21 protein-coding genes are annotated in these 22,469 nt (G+C 58.7%); 7 read left to right on the top strand and 14 right to left on the bottom strand.

The genetic code is table 11. The features are described 5' to 3' along the window. Window positions 1-133: 133 nt before the first annotated feature. The 5 genes from ACMGGH_RS17205 to ACMGGH_RS17185 form a co-directional block, all read right to left on the bottom strand. On the bottom strand, window positions 134-1,846 hold the full coding sequence (locus tag ACMGGH_RS17205; protein WP_232948283.1) for an ABC-F family ATP-binding cassette domain-containing protein: 1,713 nt from the start codon (window positions 1,844-1,846) through the stop codon (window positions 134-136). 350 nt (window positions 1,847-2,196) lie between these two features. After that, complete coding sequence (locus tag ACMGGH_RS17200) at window positions 2,197-3,894, bottom strand: NAD-dependent malic enzyme (RefSeq protein ID WP_028013235.1); 1,698 nt, start codon at window positions 3,892-3,894, stop codon at window positions 2,197-2,199. A gap of 176 nt (window positions 3,895-4,070) precedes the next feature. Beyond that, window positions 4,071-4,208 (bottom strand): stationary-phase-induced ribosome-associated protein, encoded by a 138-nt coding sequence (gene sra, locus ACMGGH_RS17195; protein ID WP_008501714.1) that lies wholly within the window; start codon window positions 4,206-4,208, stop codon window positions 4,071-4,073. A gap of 95 nt (window positions 4,209-4,303) precedes the next feature. Further along, a complete protein-coding gene (bdm, locus tag ACMGGH_RS17190; RefSeq protein WP_028013234.1) occupies window positions 4,304-4,519 on the bottom strand; it encodes a biofilm-dependent modulation protein in 216 nt (71 codons plus the stop codon). Window positions 4,520-4,751: 232 nt separating this feature from the next. Beyond that, window positions 4,752-5,603 carry a Vmh family MBL fold metallo-hydrolase gene (locus ACMGGH_RS17185; RefSeq protein WP_232948282.1) on the bottom strand — a complete coding sequence of 284 codons (852 nt, stop codon included), beginning with the start codon at window positions 5,601-5,603 and terminating at the stop codon, window positions 4,752-4,754. Between the two features lie 110 nt (window positions 5,604-5,713). Here ACMGGH_RS17185 and ACMGGH_RS17180 point away from each other — a divergent pair, with 110 nt between their 5' ends. After that, on the top strand, window positions 5,714-6,589 hold the full coding sequence (locus ACMGGH_RS17180; RefSeq protein WP_232948281.1) for a LysR family transcriptional regulator: 876 nt from the start codon (window positions 5,714-5,716) through the stop codon (window positions 6,587-6,589). 7 nt (window positions 6,590-6,596) lie between these two features. On the opposite strand, the gene ACMGGH_RS17175 is transcribed toward ACMGGH_RS17180, so the two are convergent. Then, a complete protein-coding gene (locus ACMGGH_RS17175; protein WP_232948280.1) occupies window positions 6,597-7,556 on the bottom strand; it encodes a hypothetical protein in 960 nt (319 codons plus the stop codon). A gap of 115 nt (window positions 7,557-7,671) precedes the next feature. Here ACMGGH_RS17175 and ACMGGH_RS17170 point away from each other — a divergent pair, with 115 nt between their 5' ends. Beyond that, window positions 7,672-8,100, top strand: coding sequence for an OsmC family protein (locus ACMGGH_RS17170; RefSeq protein WP_028013230.1), 429 nt, complete (start codon window positions 7,672-7,674; stop codon window positions 8,098-8,100). A 23-nt stretch (window positions 8,101-8,123) separates the two neighbouring features. On the opposite strand, the gene ACMGGH_RS17165 is transcribed toward ACMGGH_RS17170, so the two are convergent. Further along, window positions 8,124-9,029, bottom strand: coding sequence for a LysR family transcriptional regulator (locus ACMGGH_RS17165; protein WP_047368602.1), 906 nt, complete (start codon window positions 9,027-9,029; stop codon window positions 8,124-8,126). A 112-nt stretch (window positions 9,030-9,141) separates the two neighbouring features. Between ACMGGH_RS17165 and ACMGGH_RS17160 the strand changes: the two genes are divergently transcribed. Further along, window positions 9,142-9,891: an SDR family NAD(P)-dependent oxidoreductase gene (locus ACMGGH_RS17160; protein WP_153655840.1), complete on the top strand. Its 750-nt coding sequence runs from the start codon at window positions 9,142-9,144 to the stop codon at window positions 9,889-9,891. On the opposite strand, the gene ACMGGH_RS17155 is transcribed toward ACMGGH_RS17160, so the two are convergent. Genes ACMGGH_RS17155 through ACMGGH_RS17125 form a run of 7 tightly spaced genes read right to left on the bottom strand, consistent with a single transcriptional unit; the run spans window position 9,888 to window position 16,721 of the window. Then, window positions 9,888-10,817 (bottom strand): oligopeptide/dipeptide ABC transporter ATP-binding protein, encoded by a 930-nt coding sequence (locus tag ACMGGH_RS17155; protein WP_126325961.1) that lies wholly within the window; start codon window positions 10,815-10,817, stop codon window positions 9,888-9,890. The genes ACMGGH_RS17160 and ACMGGH_RS17155 overlap by 4 nt on opposite strands. Further along, on the bottom strand, window positions 10,810-11,796 hold the full coding sequence (locus ACMGGH_RS17150; RefSeq protein ID WP_232948279.1) for an ABC transporter ATP-binding protein: 987 nt from the start codon (window positions 11,794-11,796) through the stop codon (window positions 10,810-10,812). Before ACMGGH_RS17150 ends, ACMGGH_RS17155 begins: the two co-directional genes overlap by 8 nt. Beyond that, window positions 11,796-12,689 (bottom strand): D,D-dipeptide ABC transporter permease, encoded by an 894-nt coding sequence (gene ddpC, locus ACMGGH_RS17145; RefSeq protein ID WP_028013225.1) that lies wholly within the window; start codon window positions 12,687-12,689, stop codon window positions 11,796-11,798. The genes ACMGGH_RS17150 and ddpC overlap by 1 nt, the downstream gene beginning before the upstream one ends. Further along, window positions 12,686-13,708 carry an ABC transporter permease gene (locus tag ACMGGH_RS17140; RefSeq protein ID WP_028013224.1) on the bottom strand — a complete coding sequence of 341 codons (1,023 nt, stop codon included), beginning with the start codon at window positions 13,706-13,708 and terminating at the stop codon, window positions 12,686-12,688. Before ACMGGH_RS17140 ends, ddpC begins: the two co-directional genes overlap by 4 nt. Window positions 13,709-13,731: 23 nt before the next feature. Continuing rightward, the gene (locus ACMGGH_RS17135) at window positions 13,732-15,264 is read right to left on the bottom strand and encodes an ABC transporter substrate-binding protein (RefSeq protein WP_028013223.1); all 1,533 of its coding nucleotides are present in this window, start codon (window positions 15,262-15,264) and stop codon (window positions 13,732-13,734) included. Between the two features lie 14 nt (window positions 15,265-15,278). Beyond that, entirely contained in the window at window positions 15,279-15,854 is a 576-nt protein-coding gene (gene ddpX, locus ACMGGH_RS17130) for a D-alanyl-D-alanine dipeptidase (RefSeq protein WP_028013222.1), read from the bottom strand. A 12-nt stretch (window positions 15,855-15,866) separates the two neighbouring features. Then, window positions 15,867-16,721, bottom strand: coding sequence for a MurR/RpiR family transcriptional regulator (locus tag ACMGGH_RS17125; protein WP_045260565.1), 855 nt, complete (start codon window positions 16,719-16,721; stop codon window positions 15,867-15,869). A 266-nt stretch (window positions 16,722-16,987) separates the two neighbouring features. Between ACMGGH_RS17125 and ACMGGH_RS17120 the strand changes: the two genes are divergently transcribed. The 4 genes from ACMGGH_RS17120 (at window position 16,988) to ACMGGH_RS17105 (ending at window position 22,445) form a co-directional block, all read left to right on the top strand. Further along, a complete protein-coding gene (locus tag ACMGGH_RS17120) occupies window positions 16,988-18,469 on the top strand; it encodes an alpha/beta hydrolase (RefSeq protein WP_232948278.1) in 1,482 nt (493 codons plus the stop codon). Between the two features lie 95 nt (window positions 18,470-18,564). After that, window positions 18,565-19,776, top strand: coding sequence for a diguanylate phosphodiesterase (locus ACMGGH_RS17115; protein ID WP_063154149.1), 1,212 nt, complete (start codon window positions 18,565-18,567; stop codon window positions 19,774-19,776). Between the two features lie 88 nt (window positions 19,777-19,864). After that, the gene (locus ACMGGH_RS17110; protein ID WP_232948277.1) at window positions 19,865-20,755 is read left to right on the top strand and encodes an aminoimidazole riboside kinase; all 891 of its coding nucleotides are present in this window, start codon (window positions 19,865-19,867) and stop codon (window positions 20,753-20,755) included. A 172-nt stretch (window positions 20,756-20,927) separates the two neighbouring features. Continuing rightward, window positions 20,928-22,445, top strand: a complete 1,518-nt coding sequence (locus tag ACMGGH_RS17105) for a carbohydrate porin (RefSeq protein ID WP_232948276.1) — start codon at window positions 20,928-20,930, stop codon at window positions 22,443-22,445. The last annotated feature ends 24 nt before the right edge of the window (window positions 22,446-22,469 follow it).

Below are 22,469 nucleotides of genomic sequence, written 5' to 3'. Positions count from 1 at the left end.
CATTAGCCTGGTAATGCAAGGCTGCGGCAACATAATGTCATCATTTGATTCGATTTCAGATTAAGAATACGGCGATCCTCTAATAATTAAGGGGGAAAATGCTGGCCCGGCGAGGTGCTCGCCGGGCGCAGATTTACAGCTGGGCTTCAATCTCCTCAATTTCTCTACGCCATTGCGCCTGCAGCTGCGGCTTCTGATGTTTCGGCTTACGCGCCAGATCGTCTTCCAGCAGCGTTTCCAGCGCGATCAGCCGCTCCAGCAGATCGTCATACCGCGAGGGTTGAACCTCCTCAGCGGTGACGACGGGCGCGGCGGATGTCCCGAGCCCCGCGCTTTCACGCAGCCGCTCAAACACGGCTTCAGCATCGTGCCACTCGCTCAGCCAGCCGTCCTCAATCAGCCAGAAACGGTTACAGCTTTGGCTAATTAACTGGCGATCGTGGCTGACCAGCAGCACGCCGCCTTCGAACTGTTGCAGCGTTTCCGCCAGTGCCTCTTTGCCTTCCATGTCGAGATGGTTGGTGGGCTCATCCAGCATCAGCAGGCTGTAGCGGGCAAGCGTCAGCCCGACGAACAGCAGGCGAGAGCGCTCGCCGCCGCTGAGCGTGCTGACTTTTTGCCCGTGTCTCGCCCACGGGAACCCGGCGCTGATGAGCGCCATCTTCCTGTTTTGCGGGTCGGGAGCGAAAGGTTCCAGCGCGTCGAGCAGCGTGGCGTCATCCGGCAGCTGATGCAGCGTCTGGTCGTAGTAGCCAGGCGAGACGCGCGGATGGATTTTCAGCCCGCAGTCCGTCGGTTCATCCACAAAATGTCGCCAGATAAGCTTCATCAGCGACGATTTACCGCAGCCGTTACGACCGACAATTGCCACGCGATCGCCGCTTTTCAGCCGCGCCGTTTCGATGTTAAACAGCGGCGGTAGCCCGGGGGCAGGCGGGACGCTGAGGTTTTCCATCTCCAGCAGACGGTCCGCCCGCAGCGCGTCGCCGCGCAGGGTTAACGTCCACTGGCTGCCTGCCGTCACTTCCGTCTGGCTCTCCTTCAGCCGTTCGACCTGTTTTTCCATCTGTTTGGCTTTGCGGGCCAGGTCTTCGTTGTCGTAAACCTTACCCCAGGTCGCCAGCCGCTTCGCGCTGGCGGTCACGCGGTCGATCTCCTTTTGCTCCGCCTTGTGGCGCTGCGCATCGCTTTCGTCTTTTGCTGCAAGCGCTTTACGGGCGGCCGTGCAGGGAAGGGCAAAGTAGTGCAGCGTCTTATCACGCAGGATCCAGCTGCCGTTTGTGACGGCATCCAGCAGCTGTCTGTCGTGCGAAACCAGCACGAAGCTGCCTGACCAGTTCTGTAAAAAGTGTTCCAGCCAGAGCATGGTCGGCAGATCCAGGTGGTTGCTAGGTTCATCCAGCAGGAGCAGATCCGGCTCGTGAATCAACGCCCGCGCCAGCAGCAGGCGGGTGTGCTGTCCGCCACTCAGGGTGGCGGATTGCAGCGTCATATCCTGCGGCGTGAAGCCCATGCTCGCCAGCAGCGTTTCAGCTTTCCAGCGCAGGCTGTCGTGCTCAGCTAAAGGCAGTTGCGCGAGTACGGCATCCAGCATGGTCAGCGGGAAAATGGCGTCCGGGAGATGTTGCTCCACGCGCGCCATCAGGCAGTGTCCGGCCAGCGCTACCGTTCCGGCGGCTGGGATATCTGTTCCGTCCAGCACCTTCAAAAGCGTACTTTTGCCGCAGCCGTTGTCGCCCAGCAGGCCGATGCGGTCGCCTTTTTTCAGCGTAAAGGAGAGTGAGTCGAAGAGCGTGCCAAACGCCGTATCAACGCGTAAAGATTGTGCAGTGAGTAAAGTGCTCATTGTTGCTTACCCAAGAGTTACAGGCATGTTTATGCCTCGTCAAACATCGCTGACGATAACTCAGTAAGCCCGAGAGAAGGGATTTCAGGGGTTGATGTCTTCGCTCAAGCAGAAGTTATCGCAGCACGATACCGATAACGCTTGAGCTGGTGCGATCACCAAATGTATGTGAAACATTGAAAATTTCACGATACAGCATAATTGGCCTCCTTATATATTCAGTGGGTTAATGGATGAAAGGAGTGTAGCGGGGGAAAAGGTGTTTGGCTAGCGGATATTCGATGGTGCGGTCTGTTGCCCATCATCCTAACCCTCTCCCCAATGAGGAGAGGATCGGTTCGGGCGCAGAATTAAATCGAGGTACGGCGATAGCTGCGGTATTCCGGCATCCAGAAGTTATCATCAATAGCCTGCTGCAGCGCGTCGGCAGAGGTTTTCACCGCCACGCCCTGCTGCTGCGCCATTTTACCCACCGCAAACGCGATAGCGCGCGACACCTTGTGAATGTCCTTCAGTTCCGGCAGCACCAGCCCTTCGCCGTTGTTGACCAGCGGCGAATAGCCCGCAAGGGTTTCGCTCGCTGACATCAGCATCTCATCGGTAATGCGGGACGCGCCGGAGGCGATCACGCCCAGACCAATGCCCGGGAAGATATAGGAGTTGTTGCACTGGGCGATCGGATAGGTTTTATCCTTCCATACCACCGGATCGAACGGGCTGCCGGTGGCAACCAGCGCGTTACCTTCGGTCCAGGCGATGATGTCCTGTGGCGTCGCTTCCACGCGGGAAGTCGGGTTAGACAGCGGCATCACGATAGGGCGCTCGCAGTGCTTGTGCATCTCGCGAATAATCTCTTCGGTGAAGAGACCGGTTTGCCCGGAAACGCCGATCAGAATATCCGGCTTCACGTTGCGCACCACGTCCAGCAGGGAGAGCACTTCGTTGTCGGTGTCCCAGTTCTTCAGGTTCTCGCGCTTCTGCACCAGCTTGGTCTGGAACGGCAGCAGGTTCGGCATACCGTCGGTCAGCAGGCCGAAACGGTCAACCATGAAGACGCGGGAGCGGGCCAGCTCTTCGCTTAAGCCTTCGCGCTGCGTCTGGGCAATAATCTGCTCGGCGATGCCGCAGCCCGCAGAGCCTGCGCCCAGGAAGACGATTTTCTGGTAGCTCAGCTGGCTGCCGGCCGCGCGGCTGGCGGCGATAAGCGTGCCCACGGTCACCGCTGCGGTGCCCTGGATGTCGTCGTTAAAGGAGCAGATCTCATCGCGATAGCGGTTCAGCAGCGGCATCGCGTTTTTCTGCGCAAAGTCTTCAAACTGCAGCAGAACGTCCGGCCAGCGGTGCTTCACGGCCTGAATGAAATCGTCGACAAACTGATAGTACTCGTCGTCGGTAATGCGCGGATGACGCCAGCCCATGTACAGCGGATCGTTCAACAGTTGCTGGTTGTTGGTGCCGACATCCAGCACCACCGGCAGGGTGTACGCCGGGCTGATGCCGCCGCAGGCGGTGTAGAGAGAGAGTTTACCGATTGGGATCCCCATCCCGCCAATGCCCTGGTCGCCGAGGCCGAGAATACGTTCCCCGTCCGTCACCACAATCACTTTAATATTGTGGTTCGGCACGTTCTGCAGAATGTCGTCCATGTTGTGACGGTTCTGATAAGAGATAAAGACGCCGCGTGAGCGACGGTAGATCTCAGAGAAGCGTTCGCACGCCGCACCCACCGTTGGGGTGTAGATCACCGGCATCATCTCTTCGAGATGGTTTTGCACCAGGCGATAGAAGAGGGTTTCGTTGGTGTCCTGGATGTTGCGCAGGTAGATGTGTTTGTCGATCTCGGTTTTGAAGCCCTGATACTGGATCCACGCGCGCTCCGCCTGCTCTTCAATGGTTTCAACCACTTCCGGCAGCAGGCCAAGCAGGTTAAAGCTGCTGCGCTCTTCCATGCTGAAGGCGCTGCCTTTGTTGAGCAGGGGGAATTCGAGTAAAACCGGGCCGGCGTATGGGATGTATAAGGAACGATGTTTTTTCAGTTTGTTGTCCATGTCACTCACTCTTTTTTTGAAGATCCGTCCCTGACACTGCTGTTTGTCATCTTTCTGGCCTGTGCTACGGGGTGCGGTCGGGCGGTATTATAAAGGAGCTAAATATTAATTACCGCAACACATAAACAAAAACACCATCGGTTTTGCCGATGGTGTTCTGGATCTCAGTCGGGAACTTACTTGCCCGCGTGGCGTTTTCTGCCGGTGGCGTGAGTGACTTGCGTTTCGTGGTCGCCTTCAATCACCACTTTACGCTGATTAGAAAGCTTGTAGTTCAGTCCCAGAATGTGGCGTGCCTGACGGTTCGATTTCATGTTAACTCCTCAATCCTGTTGATAGTTTTAAGGACCAGTTTGCTTTCGCAAACGAAATGTAACCCCTTAGGTTGCAGATCCAGCTTAGCAGGTTTTTACAAAGGTGCGCTTTGCCCGCTGACGACGTAGTTAATGGTCTGCTGGTAGATGTCACTGAGGATGTCATTATCCGTGGATTCCACCCACTTGGTCAGTTCCATTAAAATGTCATCTTCAGTCACAGCACCGTGCTCAGCGTGAAGACCCTGCGCAATCGCGTTAACGAGTTCAGGTTGTGCTGCTGTGGTATTAGCCGGGTAATAAGTAAACATGCTGCCTCCGTGTCGTTGTCTGTTTAATGGTACGGCTCGCAAAAAATTTAATTCATAAACAGAATGGCAAATATTTCCCCGGTTGTGTCTCAGATTCATCTTAGAAATAAAAATGACATAAGTGCATGCTTTTATGCGTTTTTAAAACGGAGGGATATATTGGCGTGAGGCAGTGCGGATATTATGGCGGTGCTCCTGCTATCGCGGGAATATAGCAGGAGCCGTTTTTAAATTACCACTTTATTTCGCCGGTATTCACTTTTGCGCTTAATTCCAGAGAGCTCTCTTCTGCCAGATCCGGATACTGTTTTTTCACTGCACCGATGACGCCCGCAGAGTTTTTATGTGCCGATAACGCCTGTTCAAAATGCTGCAGATAGCCACGGGTAAAATCAATAGCCCCGGTTCCGGACGGTGGTGTGCCCAGATAGTGGCCTGGGATCACGCGTTCCGGCTTGTGCGCGGCCATGTTGTCCAGGGTCTGCTGCCACTGCTGACGGCGAGCCGGCGTCTGGGTATCAGCCGTCCAGACGTGAATCCCCCAGGAGACCCCGGTGCCGCCGAGGATGGTTTTCACGGACGGGATCCACACGTAGGCCGCGTAGCTGTCCGGCTGCTCGATATCGACCTTTTCCCCGTCAATCATAAAGGTGGTGGAGGCGAGCACCTGCGGCACCACCAGTTCAGTTGGCGCGCCGTCTTTCATCTGCGGGCCCCAGAAGGCGAGCTTGGCGTCTTTGGTGGCCTTAATATGGTCAACCACCTGCTGCGTGGCCACCACTTTGGCATTCGGGAAGGCCTTCACCAGCGGCTGCAGGCCAAAATAGAAATCCGGATCGCCGGAGGTGATCACAATCTTATTCAACGTTTTACCGCTGCGGCGAATTTTCTCTACCAGCGCTTCGCCATCCTTCACGCTGAACTGCGCGTCAAACAGCACCGCCTCTTTCGGACCGGAAACGAGCGTGGAAGAGACCGCGAAAATGCCTTTATCCTGCGGGTTATAGGTATCAATCGTCAACGGCGCGGCAAAAACGGCCGGAGCGAAAAGGGTGGAAAGCAGGGCAATATGGGGGAGTTTCATGCTGTTGTCTCTGTTGTTCAGGAATGTCTCTATTGTACGGATATTCTCATTTGCCAGAATTCCTGAAACAAGACATGCTTAGTTTCATAAATCGAGCAGATGGAGCTTATATGGATCGCGTTATTGCCGCTCAGGTCTATAACCGGATATGCGAGCTGGGAAGCCTGAGCGCGGCGGCCCGCGCGCTGGGCATTTCCCGGCCGATGGTGAGCCGTTACCTTGAACAAATGGAGAAGTGGGCGGGGACGCGGCTGGTAAACCGCTCCACGCGCAAGTTGACGCTGACGGCGGCAGGGGAAAAGGTGCTGCAAAAAACGCGGACTCTCTCGCAGATCTCGCAGGAAATCGAAGGTCAGTCGGAAAAAGATCTGCCGTCCGGCACGCTGCGGGTAGCCTGCGCGCACTTTACCGCCATGCACCTGATTGCGCCGGTCCTGCCCGGCCTGCTCTCGCGCTACCCGCAGCTGCGCATTGAGCTGGACGTGAACAACCATCCGGTCAGCCTGGTGGGAGAGCGCATTGACGTCGCCGTGCGCATTACCGATAACCCGGAGCCCGGCATGATCGCCCGCCGGCTGGGGGAATGTCGATCGGTGCTCTGCGCCTCGCCGGCGTATCTGGCACAGCACGGCACGCCCGTCAGCCCCGAAGAACTGGCGCAGCATAACTGCCTGCACTACAGCTTTTTCGCCGGGCAGTCCTGGCACTTCCTGACCCCGGAAGGCGAAAGCCTGAGCGTGGCCGTCAGCGGCAACTTGAGCGCCAGTATCTCTTCACTGCTCATGAACGCGGCGATCGAGCACTGCGGCATCGCCATGCTGCCGAAGCGCGAAGCGCGCGCCGCGCTTGAGCAGGGATTACTGGTGCCGGTACTGGCGTCGCTGGAGCCGAAATCGCTTGCCATCCACGGCATTTATCAGTCACGGGAATACCAGCCTGCCGCGCTGCGCGTGTTTCTTGACGAACTGTCCCGCCACCTTGCCTGAGGGGCGATTATTTTGCCTTTAGCCAGGGAGAGGCCGTGCTCCAGAAAATAATATCGGCCCCGAGATAATTTTCGCCGAAGCGGACAAACTCGGCTTTGGTGAACGGTTTTCCGGTCTGAGGATCCTTATAGGTCAGAGTCGGCTCCTGAACCGCCATGGCGATGAGCGGCAGCACCTGTTTATTTTTATGGAAGAAGGGATAGGCATTCTTCATGTGCGCCTTGCGGTTGGGCACAATGTCCGGCCCGCCCAGGCCGATATTGTTGGCGCTGGCATACGCAAAAAGACGCCCCATATAGTTGTGGTCGTTATCCCACTCGCACGGCCAGAAGTTAACGTACTGCACCACATGTGATTTCTGAAAAACCTTGCGCGCAAAGGCCAGATTTTCCATCTCACCCGCGAAATAGCTGTCGCAGGTGAAGCCGGCTGGCGGATTTTTCTCGTCAATATCAATCGCGGTTTCAGGCAGGTTTACGCCATATACCTCGCCATCAAAGCGTTTTGCGAGCGCTGCCAGCAGTGCCTGGTAGCGCTGGCGCACCGTGGGGTCCCACTGACGCGCTACCCATCCCGCGCCGACAGGTTTGCCCTCGCCGGGGTTATCAAACTGCGGCGCAATCCCGCCGCTGTATTGCTTATCGTGCATCAGATAGTCCGGAACGTAGCGGGCGTCCGTCTCAAAGAAACGATCCTGGATCTGAATAAAGAGTTTTTTCCGGGCGGCCTTAAGACGCGCCAGATCCTGCTCAATCCGCGAGAAGTCATAGCTGTCCTTCTCGGGTTCAAGCTGGCGCCAGTTGTACACGATCTGCACGCCGCCGATGTCGCCACGCGCAACCAGCGGGAGCGCCGCGTCGAGGTCGCCTGAGCTGGTATAGATAAAGTTTTCCGGCGTTTTGGCCAGTAAAGAAAGAGAGAGAGCCAGCGTGGCTACCGCGACGGCCATCCTGATTTTTTGCGTCATATCATTATCCTTGTGGTCGGTACAGCAGGTGAAAGGCACGGAATCGTCTGTGTTCCAGGGCGTGTCAGATGCATAGTCTATACTTAACCCTTTGTAAGCCAAAAGGAGAGCAAGAATGACGATTCATAAGCACGGTTCGGCACACTGGTCTGGCGACATTAAGCGCGGGAAAGGAACGGTTTCCACCGAGAGCGGCGTTCTCAACCAACAGCCTTACGGCTTTAACACCCGCTTTGAGGGTGAAAAGGGGACCAACCCGGAAGAGCTCATCGGTGCGGCACATGCGGCCTGTTTTTCGATGGCGCTGTCGCTGATGCTGGGCGAAGCGGGCTATACCGCTGACTCTATTGATACCACCGCGGACGTCTCTCTGGATAAAACCGACGGCGGATTTGCCATCACTAAGGTTGCGCTGCAAAGTAAGGTCACCGTACCGGGCATTGCGCCACAGCAGTTTGACGGCATTATTCAGAAAGCCAAAGCGGGCTGTCCGGTTTCACAGCTTCTGAAAGCCGAGATCACCCTGGACTATAAGCTAAATTAACTTCCCGCCGGGTTTGCGCCCGGCTATCCCTTCAGCGCGGCGGGGAACACCTCCGCCAGCCAGGCGATAAACACCTTCAGTCTGTGGGTCAAATGCCGGTTCTGCGGGTAGACCACGTGAAACGGGTACGCGGCAGGCTGCCAGTCACCCAGAATCGCCACCAGCGCTCCCGTCTGCAAATAGGTCTTTGCTGAATACTCAAAAGTTTGAACGATCCCCAGACCCGCCGCGGCAGCCGCCAGATGAGCGTTACTTTCATTGACGCCGAGATAGTGCGGAAGAGTGATTTCCAGCGCCTCGCCGTTCTGCCGGAAGCGAAACGGAAACGGCCGCCCGGTGACGGGAGAGAGATAACTAACAAGCTTGTGGCCGTTGCGCAGCTCCTGCGGATAGGCCGGAACGCCGTGGTTTTTAAGGTAACCCGGCGTCGCGCAGGTGACCATCTGAGCGTCACCGAGATGACGGGCGATAAGCGTTGAATCGTTCAGCGGGCCGCCGCGGATCACGCAGTCTACGTTACCGCTGATAAGATCGACCGGACGATCGGCCACGCCAAGATCGATACGGATATCCGGGTAGCGCTGCATAAAATCCGGCAGCAGGGGGATGAGCACGTCCCGTGCGGTGGAACCGCCCACGTCAACCCGCAAATGTCCCTTGGGCGTCGCGCGGGAAACGCGAAACGAGGTGTCGATATCTTCGATATCAATCAGCACCCGGCGCGCTTTTTCATAGTATTCCAGCCCTTCAGGCGTCGTGACCACCCGACGAGTCGTCCGGTGAAGGAGACGTATCGCCAGGTGCGCCTCAAGGGATTTAACCAGTTTGCTCAGCGTGGCGATCGGCATATTCAGCGAGTCCGCCGCGCGGGTAAAGCTGCCGGATTCCACCACCCGCGTGAAGGCGCGCATCGCCATTAGCTGATCCATGATGACCTCTGATTATTTCCATAGGTGAATAGTCATTTTCATTTTTGCCCATTTTTCATAAATGTCGCAAGGGATAAAGTCTGTCCAACGCAAACACAAAAAGGTAAATGACATGAACACGACTCTCTCAGGAAAAATTGCACTGGTCACCGGCGGCAGCACCGGTATTGGTCTTGCCACGGCGCAGGAGCTGGCGGCACAGGGCGCGAAGGTGTACATCACCGGGCGTCGTCAGGCCGAACTTGACGCCGCGGTAGAAGAGATTGCTTCTGACGCAGTGGGCATTCGCGCGGACGTCTCTAAGCTTGCCGATCTGGATGCGGTTTATGCCCGGATAGCAAAAGAAGAAGGCCGTCTCGATATTCTGTTCGCCAATGCGGGTGGCGGCGATATGCTGCCGCTGGGCGCGATCACCGAAGAACAGTTTGACCGGATTTTTGGCACCAACGTTCGCGGGGTGCTGTTCACGGTGCAGAAGGCGCTGCCGCTGTTATCAACCGGCTCGTCGATCATTCTGACCGGCTCGACGGTGTCGGTTAAGGGGACGGCTAACTTTAGCGTCTACAGCGCCAGTAAGGCCGCGGTGCGTAACTTTGCCCGCTCCTGGGCGCTGGATTTGCAGGGCCGTGGGATCCGCGTCAATGTCGTAAGCCCGGGCCCAATCAAAACGCCTGGTTTAGGGGACCTGGTGCCGGAAGAACACCGCCAGGGGCTGTACGACGCGCTGGCCGCGCAGGTGCCGCTCGGACGTTTAGGTGCGCCGGGCGAGGTGGGTAAAGCGGTGGCGTTTCTGGCCTCCGACGCGGCCAGCTTTATCAACGCCACCGAGCTGTTTGTGGACGGCGGGATGGCGCAAATTTAACCCAGGCTGCGCCAGCAGCGAACGTGACGGCCCTCGCGAGAGGGCTGTAGCGGCTGAGGACGTTCGCACCCCTGCGCGGCCATCGGGCAGCGGTCGCGGAAAAAACAGCCTTCGGGCAGGTGACGGTTGCCGGGAAGCTCCGTTTTGCGTAACGCCAGCGTTTCATCCAGCGGCTCTCCGGTGCGGGGCACCGAATCGAGCAGCAGGCGGGTATAGGGGTGGCGCGGTTCGCCAAGTACCTGCGCGGTGCTGCCCAGCTCCACAATCTGTCCGAGATACATCACCGCCACGCGGTCGCTCATGTGTCTGACCACCGAGACGTTATGCGAGATCAGTACGTAAGTCAGATTACGCTGCTGCTGTAGCGTCACCAGCAGGTTGAGGATTTGCGCCTGCACGGAGATATCCAGCGCGCTGGTGGGTTCATCGAGCACGATGATATCCGGGTCGGACGAAAGCGCCCGGGCGATGGCAATGCGCTGGCGCTGCCCGCCGGAGAAGGCGTGTGGAAGGCGGTCAAGATATTCCGGGCGAATGCCCACCTGCAGCGCCAGATCTGCCGCCAGCTGACGGCGCTCGCGCTCGCTGCTGCGTTTTTGCACCCACACCGGCTCGGTAATGATGCGCCAGACCGGCAATCGTGGGTCGAGCGAGGAGAGCGGATCCTGAAACACCATCTGCATGCCGCCCGCGTGGTGGGCACGCTGGCATGCGCCGGTGCTGGGTTTAAGCATCCCCATCAGCAGCTGCGCCAGCGTGCTTTTCCCACAGCCGGATTCCCCGACAACGCCCAGCGTTTCGCCCCGACGGATCTGGAGATCCAGCCCGTTGAGCGCATGGACCCGTTCCGTCACGCGGCCCAGCCAGTTTTTGCGCGCCGCAAAGTTCACGTGCACGCTATCCAGTTCCAGCAGTACATCAGACATGGTGTTTCTCCCGTTGTGGATACCAGCAGGCAGCCTGTTGGCCCTCTGCGCCATGGGGCTGCAGGCGCGGCGTTTCGCTGCATTTTGCCCCCGCGGCAAAGCAGCGATCGCGGAAAGCGCACCCCTGCGGAAGCTGGCTGAGGTTGGGCACAGTGCCGGGGATGGCGGGAAGCAGGTCGCGCGGCTGGCCGTTTTCCGGCGCGCACCGCAGCAGGCCGATAGAATAGGGATGCACAGGGTGGTGGATCAGCGTTTGCGTGGCGCCGCTCTCTATCACGCTGCCCGCATACATTACGTACATTCTGTCGCAGAGCTGGGACACTACGGCCATATCATGGCTGATAAACAGCACCGAGGTGCCGCTGGCCTTCGCCTTATGCTTCAGTAAACGCAGCACCTGGAGCTGGACGGTCACGTCCAGCGCGGTGGTCGGCTCGTCGGCGATGATCAGCTCCGGCTCGCAGGAGAAGGCAAGGGCGATCATCACCCGCTGGCGCATGCCGCCGGAGAGTTCAAACGGATAACGCGCCATGACCTCCTTCGCGTCCGGAATTTGCATCTCTTCCAGCAGGGCGATCGCCTTCTGATGCGCCTCGCGCCGGGAACGCGGCTGATGCTGGCGGATCACCTCCACCATCTGTTTGCCAATCCGCCGCGTCGGGTTGAGGGCGGTCATGGGCTCCTGAAAAATCATCGCCACTTTAGCGCCGCGCCACTGGCGAAGCTGTTTCTCGGACGCCGTCAGGACGTTTTCACCGAGTAATCTCACCTGACCGTGATGAATACGGTAGCTGCCCTCTGGCAGCAGGCGCATGGCGAGCATGGCGGTAACGGATTTGCCCGACCCTGATTCGCCCACCACGCCGACAATTTCGCCCCTGCCGATCTCAAGCGAAACGTGGTTCAGCGCATGAACCTCTCCGCGAAAAACCGGGAAGCTCAGGTGCAGGTCTTCAATATTGAGTACCGGTTCGGTCATTACTGTTTGCCTCCTGACTTCGGATCCAGCAGATCGCGGATACCGTCGCCAAACAGATTAAAGCCCACGGCGGTAATCAAAATCGCCGCACCGGGAAAGGCGCAGTACCACCACTGGTCCAGGACGTAGTTACGGCCCACGGCCACCATCGCGCCCCATTCGGCGGTGGGCTGCTGCGCGCCCAGGCCAATAAACCCCAGCGTGGCGGCCATCAGAATGGCGCTGCCGATATCCAGCGATGCCTGCACGATCAGCGGCGGCAGGGCGTTGCGCAGGATATGCCAGCGGATCAAATGCCAGCGGGACGCGCCAAAGGTGCGGGCGGCCTGAACGTAGGTGAACTGACGCACCACCAGGGTTTGCCCGCGCGCCAGCCGCACGTAGAACGGTATGCGGACAATCGCAATCGCCAGCATGGCGTTAAACAGGCTCGGACCGAGCGCGGCGGCCAGCGCCATGGTCAGCACCAGAGAAGGAATGGAGAGCATAATGTCCATCACCCGCATGATGACGGCGTCGCCGCGCCCGCCCAGGACGCCGGACAAACAGCCCAGTAGCGAGCCAATGCCGCCCGCAATCACCACCACCGCCAGCCCGGCGGTAATCGACTGCTGGCTGCCCGTCAGCACGCGGCTGAACAGGTCGCGTCCCACCTCATCGGTGCCAAACCAGTGTTGCGCAGAAGGGGCCTGCAGGCGGGCGGTGAGGTCCAGCGCGTTCGGGTCATGCGGCACTATCCACGGCGAGGTCACCATCAGCAAAAGCATCGCGATCATAATGACGCCGCCGACAATCGTGAGCGGGCTTTGGCGCAGCATCCAGAACAGCTTTGCCCAGTTGATGCGTTGTCTGCCGGTTTTCACCGGGACGGGCGTTTCCTGCGTTAACATCATTCGGCACCTCCGCGCCCGATTCGCGGGTCAATCCACAGGTAAAGCAGATCGACCACCAGATTAACCAGCACGTAGGCCAGCGAAACGACGACGGCAAAGCCCATCACCGCCGGGAAGTCCAGCGCCTGAATGGACGTCACCACCCAGGCGCCCATACCCGGCCAGGCAAAGACGGTTTCGGTCAGGACGGCGCCGTAAAGCAGGTCGCCCAGCGCCAGTCCGAGCACGGTAATGGACGGGATCATCGCATTCGGCAGGGCGTAGCGCAGGACGATGTACCAGCCGGGCAGCCCGCTGGCGCGTGCGGTGCGGATGTAGTCCTCGCTAAGCTGCTCCAGCATCGCCGAGCGCACCTGGCGCGCCACGATGCCCAGGTGAACAAACGCCAGCGTCAGCGAGGGTAAAATCAGGTGCTGCAGCGCGTTGAAAAAGACTTCACCGTTGCCTTCCAGCAGGGCGTCCAGCAGATAAAATCCGGTGATGTGCGTCGGCGGATCGAGCCAGTCGTCCAGCCTGCCGCCGCCCGGCAGAAGCTGCAGGTGCCCGTAGAACAGGACAATCACGCCCAGCCCAAGCCAGAATGCAGGCGTGGAAATCCCGGTCATCGCCATTAAACGCACCAGGTGATCCAGCCAGCGGTTGCGGTACACCGCCGACAAAATCCCCAGCGGCACGCCGATAACCAGCGCCAGCAGCAAAGAACAAAAGGCCAGCTCCAGCGTGGCGGGGAAAAAGGCCTTCAGATCTTCCGCAACCGGGCGTCCGGTACGGATGGATGTGCCTAAATCACCGTGGGCCAGGGCATCCACGTAGCGGCCAAACTGCACATACAGCGGCCGATCCAGCCCCAGCTGCTGGCGAATGTTCTGCACGATTTCGTCGCTGGCGCGATCGCCCGCCAGCAGACGCGCCGGGTCGCCGGGGATCATGTGTGAAATAATAAAGGTAATAATACAGACACCGGCCACCACCAGGAGTAACCCCCAGCAGCGCTGGCGCACGATGCTCCAGAACGTCATACGCTTTCCCCCGGCGAGAACCGTTATTTACTCATGGTGGCGATGTTGAACACCTGCTCGAGCATCGGATTAAAGGTGAAGCCTTTGACCTCTTTGTTCATCGCCAACTGGTAGTTCTTCTGGAACAGATAGACGTAGGCCGCTTCGTCAATCACCACCTTTTGCGCCTGCTGGTAATCTTTGGTGCGTTCCGCCTGGTCGGTGGTTTTCAGCGCGGCCTGCAGCAGCGAATCCACCTCTTTGTTCTCATAGAACGATCGGTTGCCCGGCAGCCCTTTTTTGTCCGATTCGAACCAGTAGTTCATGAACATGTATGGGTCGGCAAAGTCCGGGCTCCAGTTGCCGATGGCAATGTCGTAATCGCCTTTTCCGACGCGGTCGCGCATGGTGGCATTGGCCAGTTTCTCCAGCTTGACGTTAATGCCGATCTTGCCAAGGCTCGCCTGAGTGGAGAGGGCGATAGGCTCCCAGTTCGGATCGTTGTCCGAGTAAAGGAAGGTCAGGCTGGCGGGTTTGTCTTTGACCTTCTCCAGCGCCGCTTTGGCTTTGGCCTCGTCGAAGCTGTACTGCATTGCCGCGGCGTCAAAGCCCCACATGCCTTCCGGGATCGGGCCGCGCATCTGCTTGCCGTTGCCGCTCAGAATACCTTTTACCATTCCCTGATAGTCCGTCGCCCAGGAGATGGCCCGGCGTAAATCCACCTGATTGAGCGGCGCTTTGCTGTTGTTGAGATAGAGATAGGTCACGCGCAGGGAGGGATATTCCGCGACGGCGACTTTGCCTTCCTGCTTCAGGGCCGCAAGCTGATCGACCGGCAGGGAGTCGGCAATGTCCAGATCGCCGCGGGAAAGCTGCAGTCGGCGCGAGGCGCTTTCACCGATAATTTTAACCGAGACGCGCTTAAAGTGCGGCTTGTCGCCCGACCAGTGAGGGTTCGGCACCAGGATCAACTGCTGGCCTTTCTGCCAGCTCTTCAGCATAAACGGCCCGGAACCGGCGGTGTTTTGCGCCAGAAAACCGCGCGCGTCGTCCGCGGCATTGGCCTTCAGCACAGCCGGGTTAATGATGGACGCCCCGTCGTTTGCCAGCGTGTAGAGGAAAGGCGCGAACGGCTGGCTGAGGGTGAATTTCACCGTGTGGTCATCGACGGCATCAATTTTCAGATCTTTCGGGAAGGCTTCAGACGGCCCCTGGCCGAGCTTGAGCAGGCGCTCAAAGGAGAGTTTGACCGCTTCGGCGGTGACCGGCGTGCCGTCGGAGAATTTGGCGTTATCCGTCAGGGTAAAGGTCCACTCTTTCTGGTCGTCGGACGCCTTCCAGCCCGTCGACAGATCGCCCTCCACCTCGGTAGAGCCGGGCTTGTACTTGACCAGACGCTGGTAGGACGGATAGGTGACGGTCCAGTCGTTGTTATCGATGGTGATGGCAGGGTCGAGCGTTTGCGGGTCGGCGGCTTTACCGATCGCCAGCATGTCTTTCGGGACGGCGGCCAGCGCCAGCGGGGCGCTCAACGCCAGCGTGGCGGCAATCAGAGTCGTGAGAAGCGATGTTTTCATGGCAGTACTCCAGGTTAAAGAGAGGTGTGCGTCAGGGGAAAACAGGCAAAACGGTCATCAAGCAGCGGGTAGCTGGCGGCGTTCGGCAGTTCGAAGTGCCACCACTCACTGCTAATCCCCACAAAACCGCCGCCGAACATGATGGCGTTCAGCAGCAGACGGTTGCGCTGGGCGTGCGGGGGTACGGAAGGGTGATAGGGATGCGAACGGTCATGCATTTCGTCAAAACCGGCGCCCATATCCAGCACGCTGTTATGCTCGTCCATCAGCGTGACGTCGATGGCCGTACCGCGGCTGTGATTGGAGCCAATTGCCACATCGACCACATACTCCGGGTTCGGGCAGGCGTCCCACAGCTGGGCCTGCGCCTGCTGTGGCCGGTAGGCGTCATACACCACCAGCTTCAGCCCGGCCAGGGCGGCAATGCTGATGGCTTTTGCCAGCGCGGTGGCGGCGTCGGTATGCAGCAGGCACAGCGCCTCCTGATAGATCGGCCTGCCGGTGATGTTGTCGGCGGTGGCGTACTTCAGATCGATATGCAGCGTGGGAAACGTCTTCGCCACGTCAATCAGTTCACTCTCATCGGGCATAGCTCCGCTCCTTTAGCGTTCGAATTGACCAAACTCTTGTTGTAATTGTCGGTTTACCGCCAGACGCGTCGGGAGCGCATCACCCAGCGCTTCCACTACGCCCGACAGCAGCAGGTTGAACAGACAGCTCACGGGGGCAAGCGAGTCCCAGAAATGACCGGTATCGGTTTTCACCTGCAGTAAATCCATCGGGTAATCCCGCGCCCACGGGCACCAGATGTCGGTGATTAAGGCCAGCGGGATCCCTTTTTCGCTCGCCACGCGGCAGTACTGGCGGGCCATCGTGGAGTAGGTTCGCGTATCGGTCAGCACAACGTAAGGGTGCGAAAACCCGGAGTTGAGGGATTCCACCCAGCTGCCGGACGCGCCTTCGGAATAGCTCACGCGCGGGCGAAGGTACTCGAGATGGCTGAAGAAGGCGTTGGCGATCCCGCGCGTGGACTGGATCCCCAGCACAAACACCGCGTCGGCGTGGGCCAGGTTGTGCACCACCTGACGGAAGGCATCCGTTTGCGCCAGCTGATACACCTGCGTAATGGCGTCCACCTCCAGCGACAGGGCATGCTGAAGGCGGTTGGGGAGGGGACGCTGCTGCTGCCAGGAGTCCAGCCGCTCGTTCATGCCCCAGGGCTGATACGGATCGCGCAGGCTCTTTTTGACATCTTCCAGGTTGCGATACCCCAGCTTGCGCAGGAAGCGTCCGACGGTGATCCCGCTGGTCCCGCTCGCCAGCCCGACGCTTTCCGCGGTTTCAAACGGGATTTGCGCGGCGTGCGCCAGCAGCCAGCTCCCGACCCGCTTTTCGCTGGGAGTGAGCTGGCTGAACGTCGCTTCGATACGGCTCAACATCTCGGGTTTCGTCGTCATACCGCCTCGCTGTTAACAGGCTGTCAAAAGCTGGATTTTTGTTACCGGGTTAACAATGCACGACGCGTGCCATGTTCACGGTGAGGTAAAAACCCGCCGTGCTGTTAATTTCACGCAATATTTAGTTAACCAATGATCAACATTTGTGCAGCGTAGCTCACTTTTGGTGCAGCGGCTGACGCGGCAGGTATGAATTTGGTGAATACGTCAGTCCGTTCACATTTTTGATAAGATAAAAGGACAGTGAACATAAAAGGGATCCCGGCATGGCGAATTTGCCCTGGCGAATCAGCGTGCGCCTGGCGGCGCTGGCAAAGAAAACAGGGATGGTCGTGGGGATCGTCCTGGTCGTCCTGCTGGCGGTGCGGGTCTATCTTTCGCAGCAGGGGCCGGACTTGCACCTCTGGCACACCTGGCGGTCGGACGAGATGTCCGTGCGTGAACTCGATAACACCAACTTTGCCGGGTATGTTGCCCGGGAAAACGCCATTTTCGCCGAGCTTGATAGGGCGGTGACGGCGAAAACAGCGGGCGAGGAACAAACGCCGCTAAACCGCTATTATCGCCAGAGCCTGGTTTGGCCGGGACAGTTCACGCCCGATGCCAACCGTTCGTTTGTGCTGATGCCAGCAGGAAAACCTCGTGGCGCGGTGGTATTGCTGCACGGACTGACGGACTCGCCTTACAGCGTCAGGCACCTTGCCGAAAATTATCAGCAGCACGGCTTTGTGGCCGTGGTTCCGCGCCTGCCCGGACACGGCACCGCGCCCGGCGCGCTGACCGACGTTGACTGGGAGATGTGGCTCGCGGCGACGCGTCTTGCCGTGCGGGAAGCCACGCGCCTGACGGGGGATAACGTGCCGCTGCATCTGGTGGGGTACTCCAACGGCGGGGCGCTGGCGATGAAATATGCTCTCGATGCGCTGGATTCCTCTGCGCTTCGTCGACCACAGCAGGTAATCCTGCTCTCACCAATGATCGGCGTGACGGCCTTTGCGCGGTTTGCCGGTTTTGCGGGGCTACCAGCGCTGCTGCCGGCGTTTGCCAAAGCGGCGTGGCTGAATATCTCCCCGGAATATAATCCGTATAAATACAACTCGTTCCCGGTGAACGCCGCCCGCCAGTCGTGGCTGCTGACGAAGGCCCTGCAGGAGCAGATTGGCCGCGAGGCGCGGGAGAACAGGCTGGCGAATTTGCCGCCGATCCTGGCGTTCCAGTCGGTGATGGATTCTACGGTCAGCACCCGCGCGGTGGTGACCGGCCTGTTTGACCAGCTTCCGGCAAACGGCAGCGAGCTGGTGGTGTTTGATATCAACCAGGCGGCCAGCTTCCGTCCGCTGTTCAAGCCGTCGTCTTGGACGGCAACCTCGGCGCTGCTGCCGGTTGCGCAGAGACGTTACGGTGTCACGATTATTACCAATGCGGACGCACACAGTTTCTCGACGGTGGCGAAAACAACGCCAGCAGGCAGCACGCGGGAGACGGTTGTGCCGCTTGTGCAGACCTGGCCGCAGGATGTCTATTCCTTGTCGCATATCGCCGTGCCGTTCCCGCCGGATGACGATCTCTATGGCCGTGAGCCTGGGGTGAAAAACCGCTACGGGATAAGCCTGGGGACAATTGCGCTGTGGGGAGAAACGTCCGTGTTGAGCGTCGGAAAAGAGGCGCTGATGCGGGTCACCTCGAACCCGTTTTACGACTATATGCAGGAGAGGATCGACAGCAGGATTGGCGATGGGGAAAAGTAATGTTCCCTTGTGGCGTGAATATGTTAGGTCGCATTGATTAAGTATGTTACATAGTAGCTTCAAGGCACCTCTCATCATCATTGGAACCCCTTTTTGTGCTGACGACGCTGATCTACCGAAGCCAGTTGAATTTATCCCGCCCGTCCACAGAACTGCGGGAGCTGGTGGAGCGCGCCAGAGGCCGCAACACAAAACTGGATATTACCGGCGTCCTCCTGGCAAAAGGGAATGACGTATTGCAGATCCTCGAAGGGTCGGAAGAGAGTGTGGTCAAACTGTTCCACACCATCCGTGAGGACAAGCGGCACAGTGGGGTGGTGGAACTGATGCGGGATTACGGTCCGCGCAGACGCTTCGAAAACGTCGGGATGCTGCTGTTCGATCTGCAGACGCAGTCGCCGAAAGAGGTGCTGCAGTCGGTGCTGCGCTACAGCAAGCTGGACAGCTATTTGACCTCCGACGATCGGGTGTTCAAATTTATTCAGACCTTTATAACCGGTAAACGTCCGGCCCCGTCGGGGACGCGTTACACCTCGGACAAATGGACGCTCTCGACCGAAGCGCTACCCTTTGGCGAACATCTGGGCCTGATTGCCGGGCAAACCTGCCAGTTTGCGCTGCAGCCAATTGTCGAGCCCTCGGAAGGGAAAATCAGCTCCCTTGAGGCGCTTATCCGTAGCAATGACGGCGGCAGCCCGGAACATTTCTTCAGCTCCCTGGACCCGGCGAAAATCTATGAAGTCGATCTCCAGACGAAAGCGTATGCCTTCGCGCTGGCGGAAAAGCTGGGCATTGGTAGCCATAAAATCGCGGTAAACCTGCTGCCCATGTCACTGGTGAATGTCCCTGGCGCGGTGGAATTTCTGGTCGATGAGATTAAAAAACATGGCCTTCAGCCGGAGCAGGTGGTCATTGAAGTTACTGAAAACGAGATGATCTCCGGGTTCAACCAGTTTAACAGCGCCATCAAGCGGCTTCGCGGTGAGGGGGTAGGCCTGGCGATCGATGATTTTGGCTCGGGCTATGCCGGGCTTTCGCTGTTGACCCGCTTCCAGCCGGATAAAATCAAAATCGACCGCGAAATCATCAGCGATATCCACCTCAGCGGCCCGAAGCAGGCGATTGTGCGATCCATCATCAGCTGCTGCTCCGATCTTGAAATTACCCTGGTGGCCGAAGGGATCGAGAAAATAGAGGAGTGGTGCTGGCTCGAATCTGCCGGGATCCGCCGCTTCCAGGGCTTCCTGTTTGCCCGTCCGCAGCTTAACGGCGTTGGCGATATTCGCTGGCCGCATCTGAAGCGTTAGGCAATTTTCCTCCCGCGTTATTTCCCCTTTTCCCTGCCTGTGCTTAAATAGCTAAAACGGTTTAACATAGTTTAGCTAAGAGGATCACATGGAAAAAATCTGGGTACTTGGCGATGCGGTGGTGGATTTATTGCCCGATGGCGAAGGGAAATTACTGCAGTGCCCCGGTGGCGCACCGGCAAACGTCGCGGTGGGCATTGCCCGGCTGGGGGGCAAAAGCGCGTTTATCGGCAGGGTTGGCGACGATCCTTTCGGGCGCTTTATGGCGAAAACGCTCGCTGACGAGCGGGTCGACGTGAAGCATATGCGCCTTGACCCGGCGCACCGCACCTCTACGGTGGTGGTGGATCTGGACGACCACGGCGAACGCTCGTTTACCTTCATGGTGCGCCCGAGCGCCGATCTGTTTCTTGAACCCGCCGACCTGCCGACCTTCAGCGCGGGCGAGTGGCTGCACGTCTGTTCCATCGCGCTAAGCGCAGAGCCGAGCCGCTCGGCGACCTTTCAGGCGATGGACGCCATCCGAAAGGCGGGCGGCTACGTGAGCTTCGACCCCAATATTCGCCCGGATCTCTGGCCGGATGAGAACGCGCTGCGTCGCTGCCTGCAACAGGCCCTGCAAAGCGCCGACGTGGTCAAGCTCTCCGTTGAGGAACTGGCATTTTTAACCGGCGATGCGGATGTACGAGAATGTCTGAACACGCTGATGCAGCGCTGCCCGGCGCGCCTGGTGCTGGTCACCCAGGGAAAAGAGGGCGTTATCGCCTGGCATGAGGGCGCGGTGAAACACTATCCGGCTACCCCTGTGCAATGTGTCGATACCACTGGCGCGGGCGATGCCTTCGTCGCCGGGCTGCTCTACGGGCTGGCCGCCAGTCAGGAGCTGGTCCCGGCAATCGCCTTAGCCCAGCGCTGTGGCGCGTTAGCCACCACGGCAAAGGGGGCGATGACCGCGTTGCCCTGGCAGCACGACCTGTAATCCTTCCTTCACTGGCCGCCGTCCGGCGGCCTGAATTGTCGCCTCGATCACACTTACTAAATCGGTTTAGCAAAAAAGATTGCCGATCCAAAATTCCCGGGTTTAGTATCAGCAGCCTAAACCGGTTTAGCAATTTAGCACGTTCGATTAATACTTTTAGGGATGCGACAAAATGTATAAAAAACGCAGACTTGCCGTGATGATAGGCATGCTGGCCGGCAGTACCTCTGTTTTTGCCCAGACGGATATAACAAGTATCGAAGCGCGCCTTGCCGCGATGGAGCAGCGCCTTCAGGCTGCTGAAGCGCGTGCGCAGGTCGCCGAAAAACGCGCCACCGAAGCCGAACAAAAAACGCAGCAGCTGGTCGCCGCCCAGCAGCAGACGCAAACCACAACCCAGGCGGTGGCGCAGCGTACCGCCGCGCTGGAGAAAAAAGCGGATCTGAGTAGCGGATTTGAGTTCCACGGCTACGCCCGTTCCGGCCTGCTGATGAACGATGCCGCCTCCAGCAGCAAAAGCGGCCCGTACCTGACGCCAGCCGGGGAAACCGGCGGTGCGGTAGGGCGTCTGGGTAACGAAGCCGACACCTACGTCGAGCTGAACCTGGAGCACAAGCAAACCCTGGATAACGGGGCGACCACGCGCTTCAAGGCGATGCTGGCCGACGGTCAGCGAACCTATAACGACTGGTCAGCCGATACCAGCGATCTCAATATTCGCCAGGCCTTTGCGGAGCTGGGTAACCTGCCTGATTTTACCGGCGCGCTGAAGGGCAGCACCTTTTGGGCGGGTAAACGCTTCGACCGCGACAACTTTGACATTCACTGGCTGGATTCCGACGTGGTATTCCTGGCCGGTACCGGCGGCGGCGTCTACGACGTGAAGTGGAACGACTCGCTGCGCAGCAACTTCTCGATCTACGGCCGCAACTTCGGCAGCGTGGAGCAGACCGACAATAACGTTCAGAACTACATCCTCAGCATGAACCACTTCGCCGGGCCGCTGCAGGTGATGGTGAGCGGCCTGCGGGCGAAGGATAACGACGATCGTAAGGACGCTAACGGCGATCTCATCAAAACCGACGCGGCCAATAACGGCGTTCATGCCCTGGTGGGGCTGCACAACGAGAGCTTCTACGGCCTGCGGGAAGGGAGTGCCAAAACGGCGCTGCTGTACGGTCACGGCCTGGGTGCAGAAGTTAAGAGCATCGGTTCCGACGGGGCGCTGCTGTCTGATGCCGATACCTGGCGCTTCGCAAGTTACGGTGTCACGCCTGTTGGCGGTGGCTGGAGTATCGCGCCTGCCGTGCTGGCGCAGAGCAGCAAAGATCGCTACGTCAAGGGCGACAGCTATGAGTGGGTGACGCTCAACACCCGCCTGATTAAAGAGGTGACCCAGAACTTCGCGCTGGCGTTTGAGGGAAGCTATCAGTACATGGATTTACATCCGGAAGGCTATAAGGACCGGAACGCCGTTAATGGCAGTTTCTACAAGCTGACCTTTGCGCCAACGTTAAAAGCGAGCAAAATCGGCGATTTCTTCAGCCGCCCGGAGCTGCGCCTGTTTGCCACCTGGATGGACTGGAGCAGCAAACTGGATAATTACGCCAGCGATGATGCCTTTGGCAGCAGCGGCTTCAACGCCGGCGGGGAATGGAACTTTGGGGTCCAGATGGAAACCTGGTTTTGACCCATCACGCTCCCGCCCGGCGGG

The sequence above is a fragment of the Enterobacter sp. BNK-16 genome, assembly GCF_048684955.1.
Lineage (GTDB): Bacteria > Pseudomonadota > Gammaproteobacteria > Enterobacterales > Enterobacteriaceae > Enterobacter > Enterobacter bugandensis.
The sequence above is the reverse complement of the archived record's forward strand: the minus strand, read 5'-3'. Positions and strand labels throughout refer to the sequence as shown.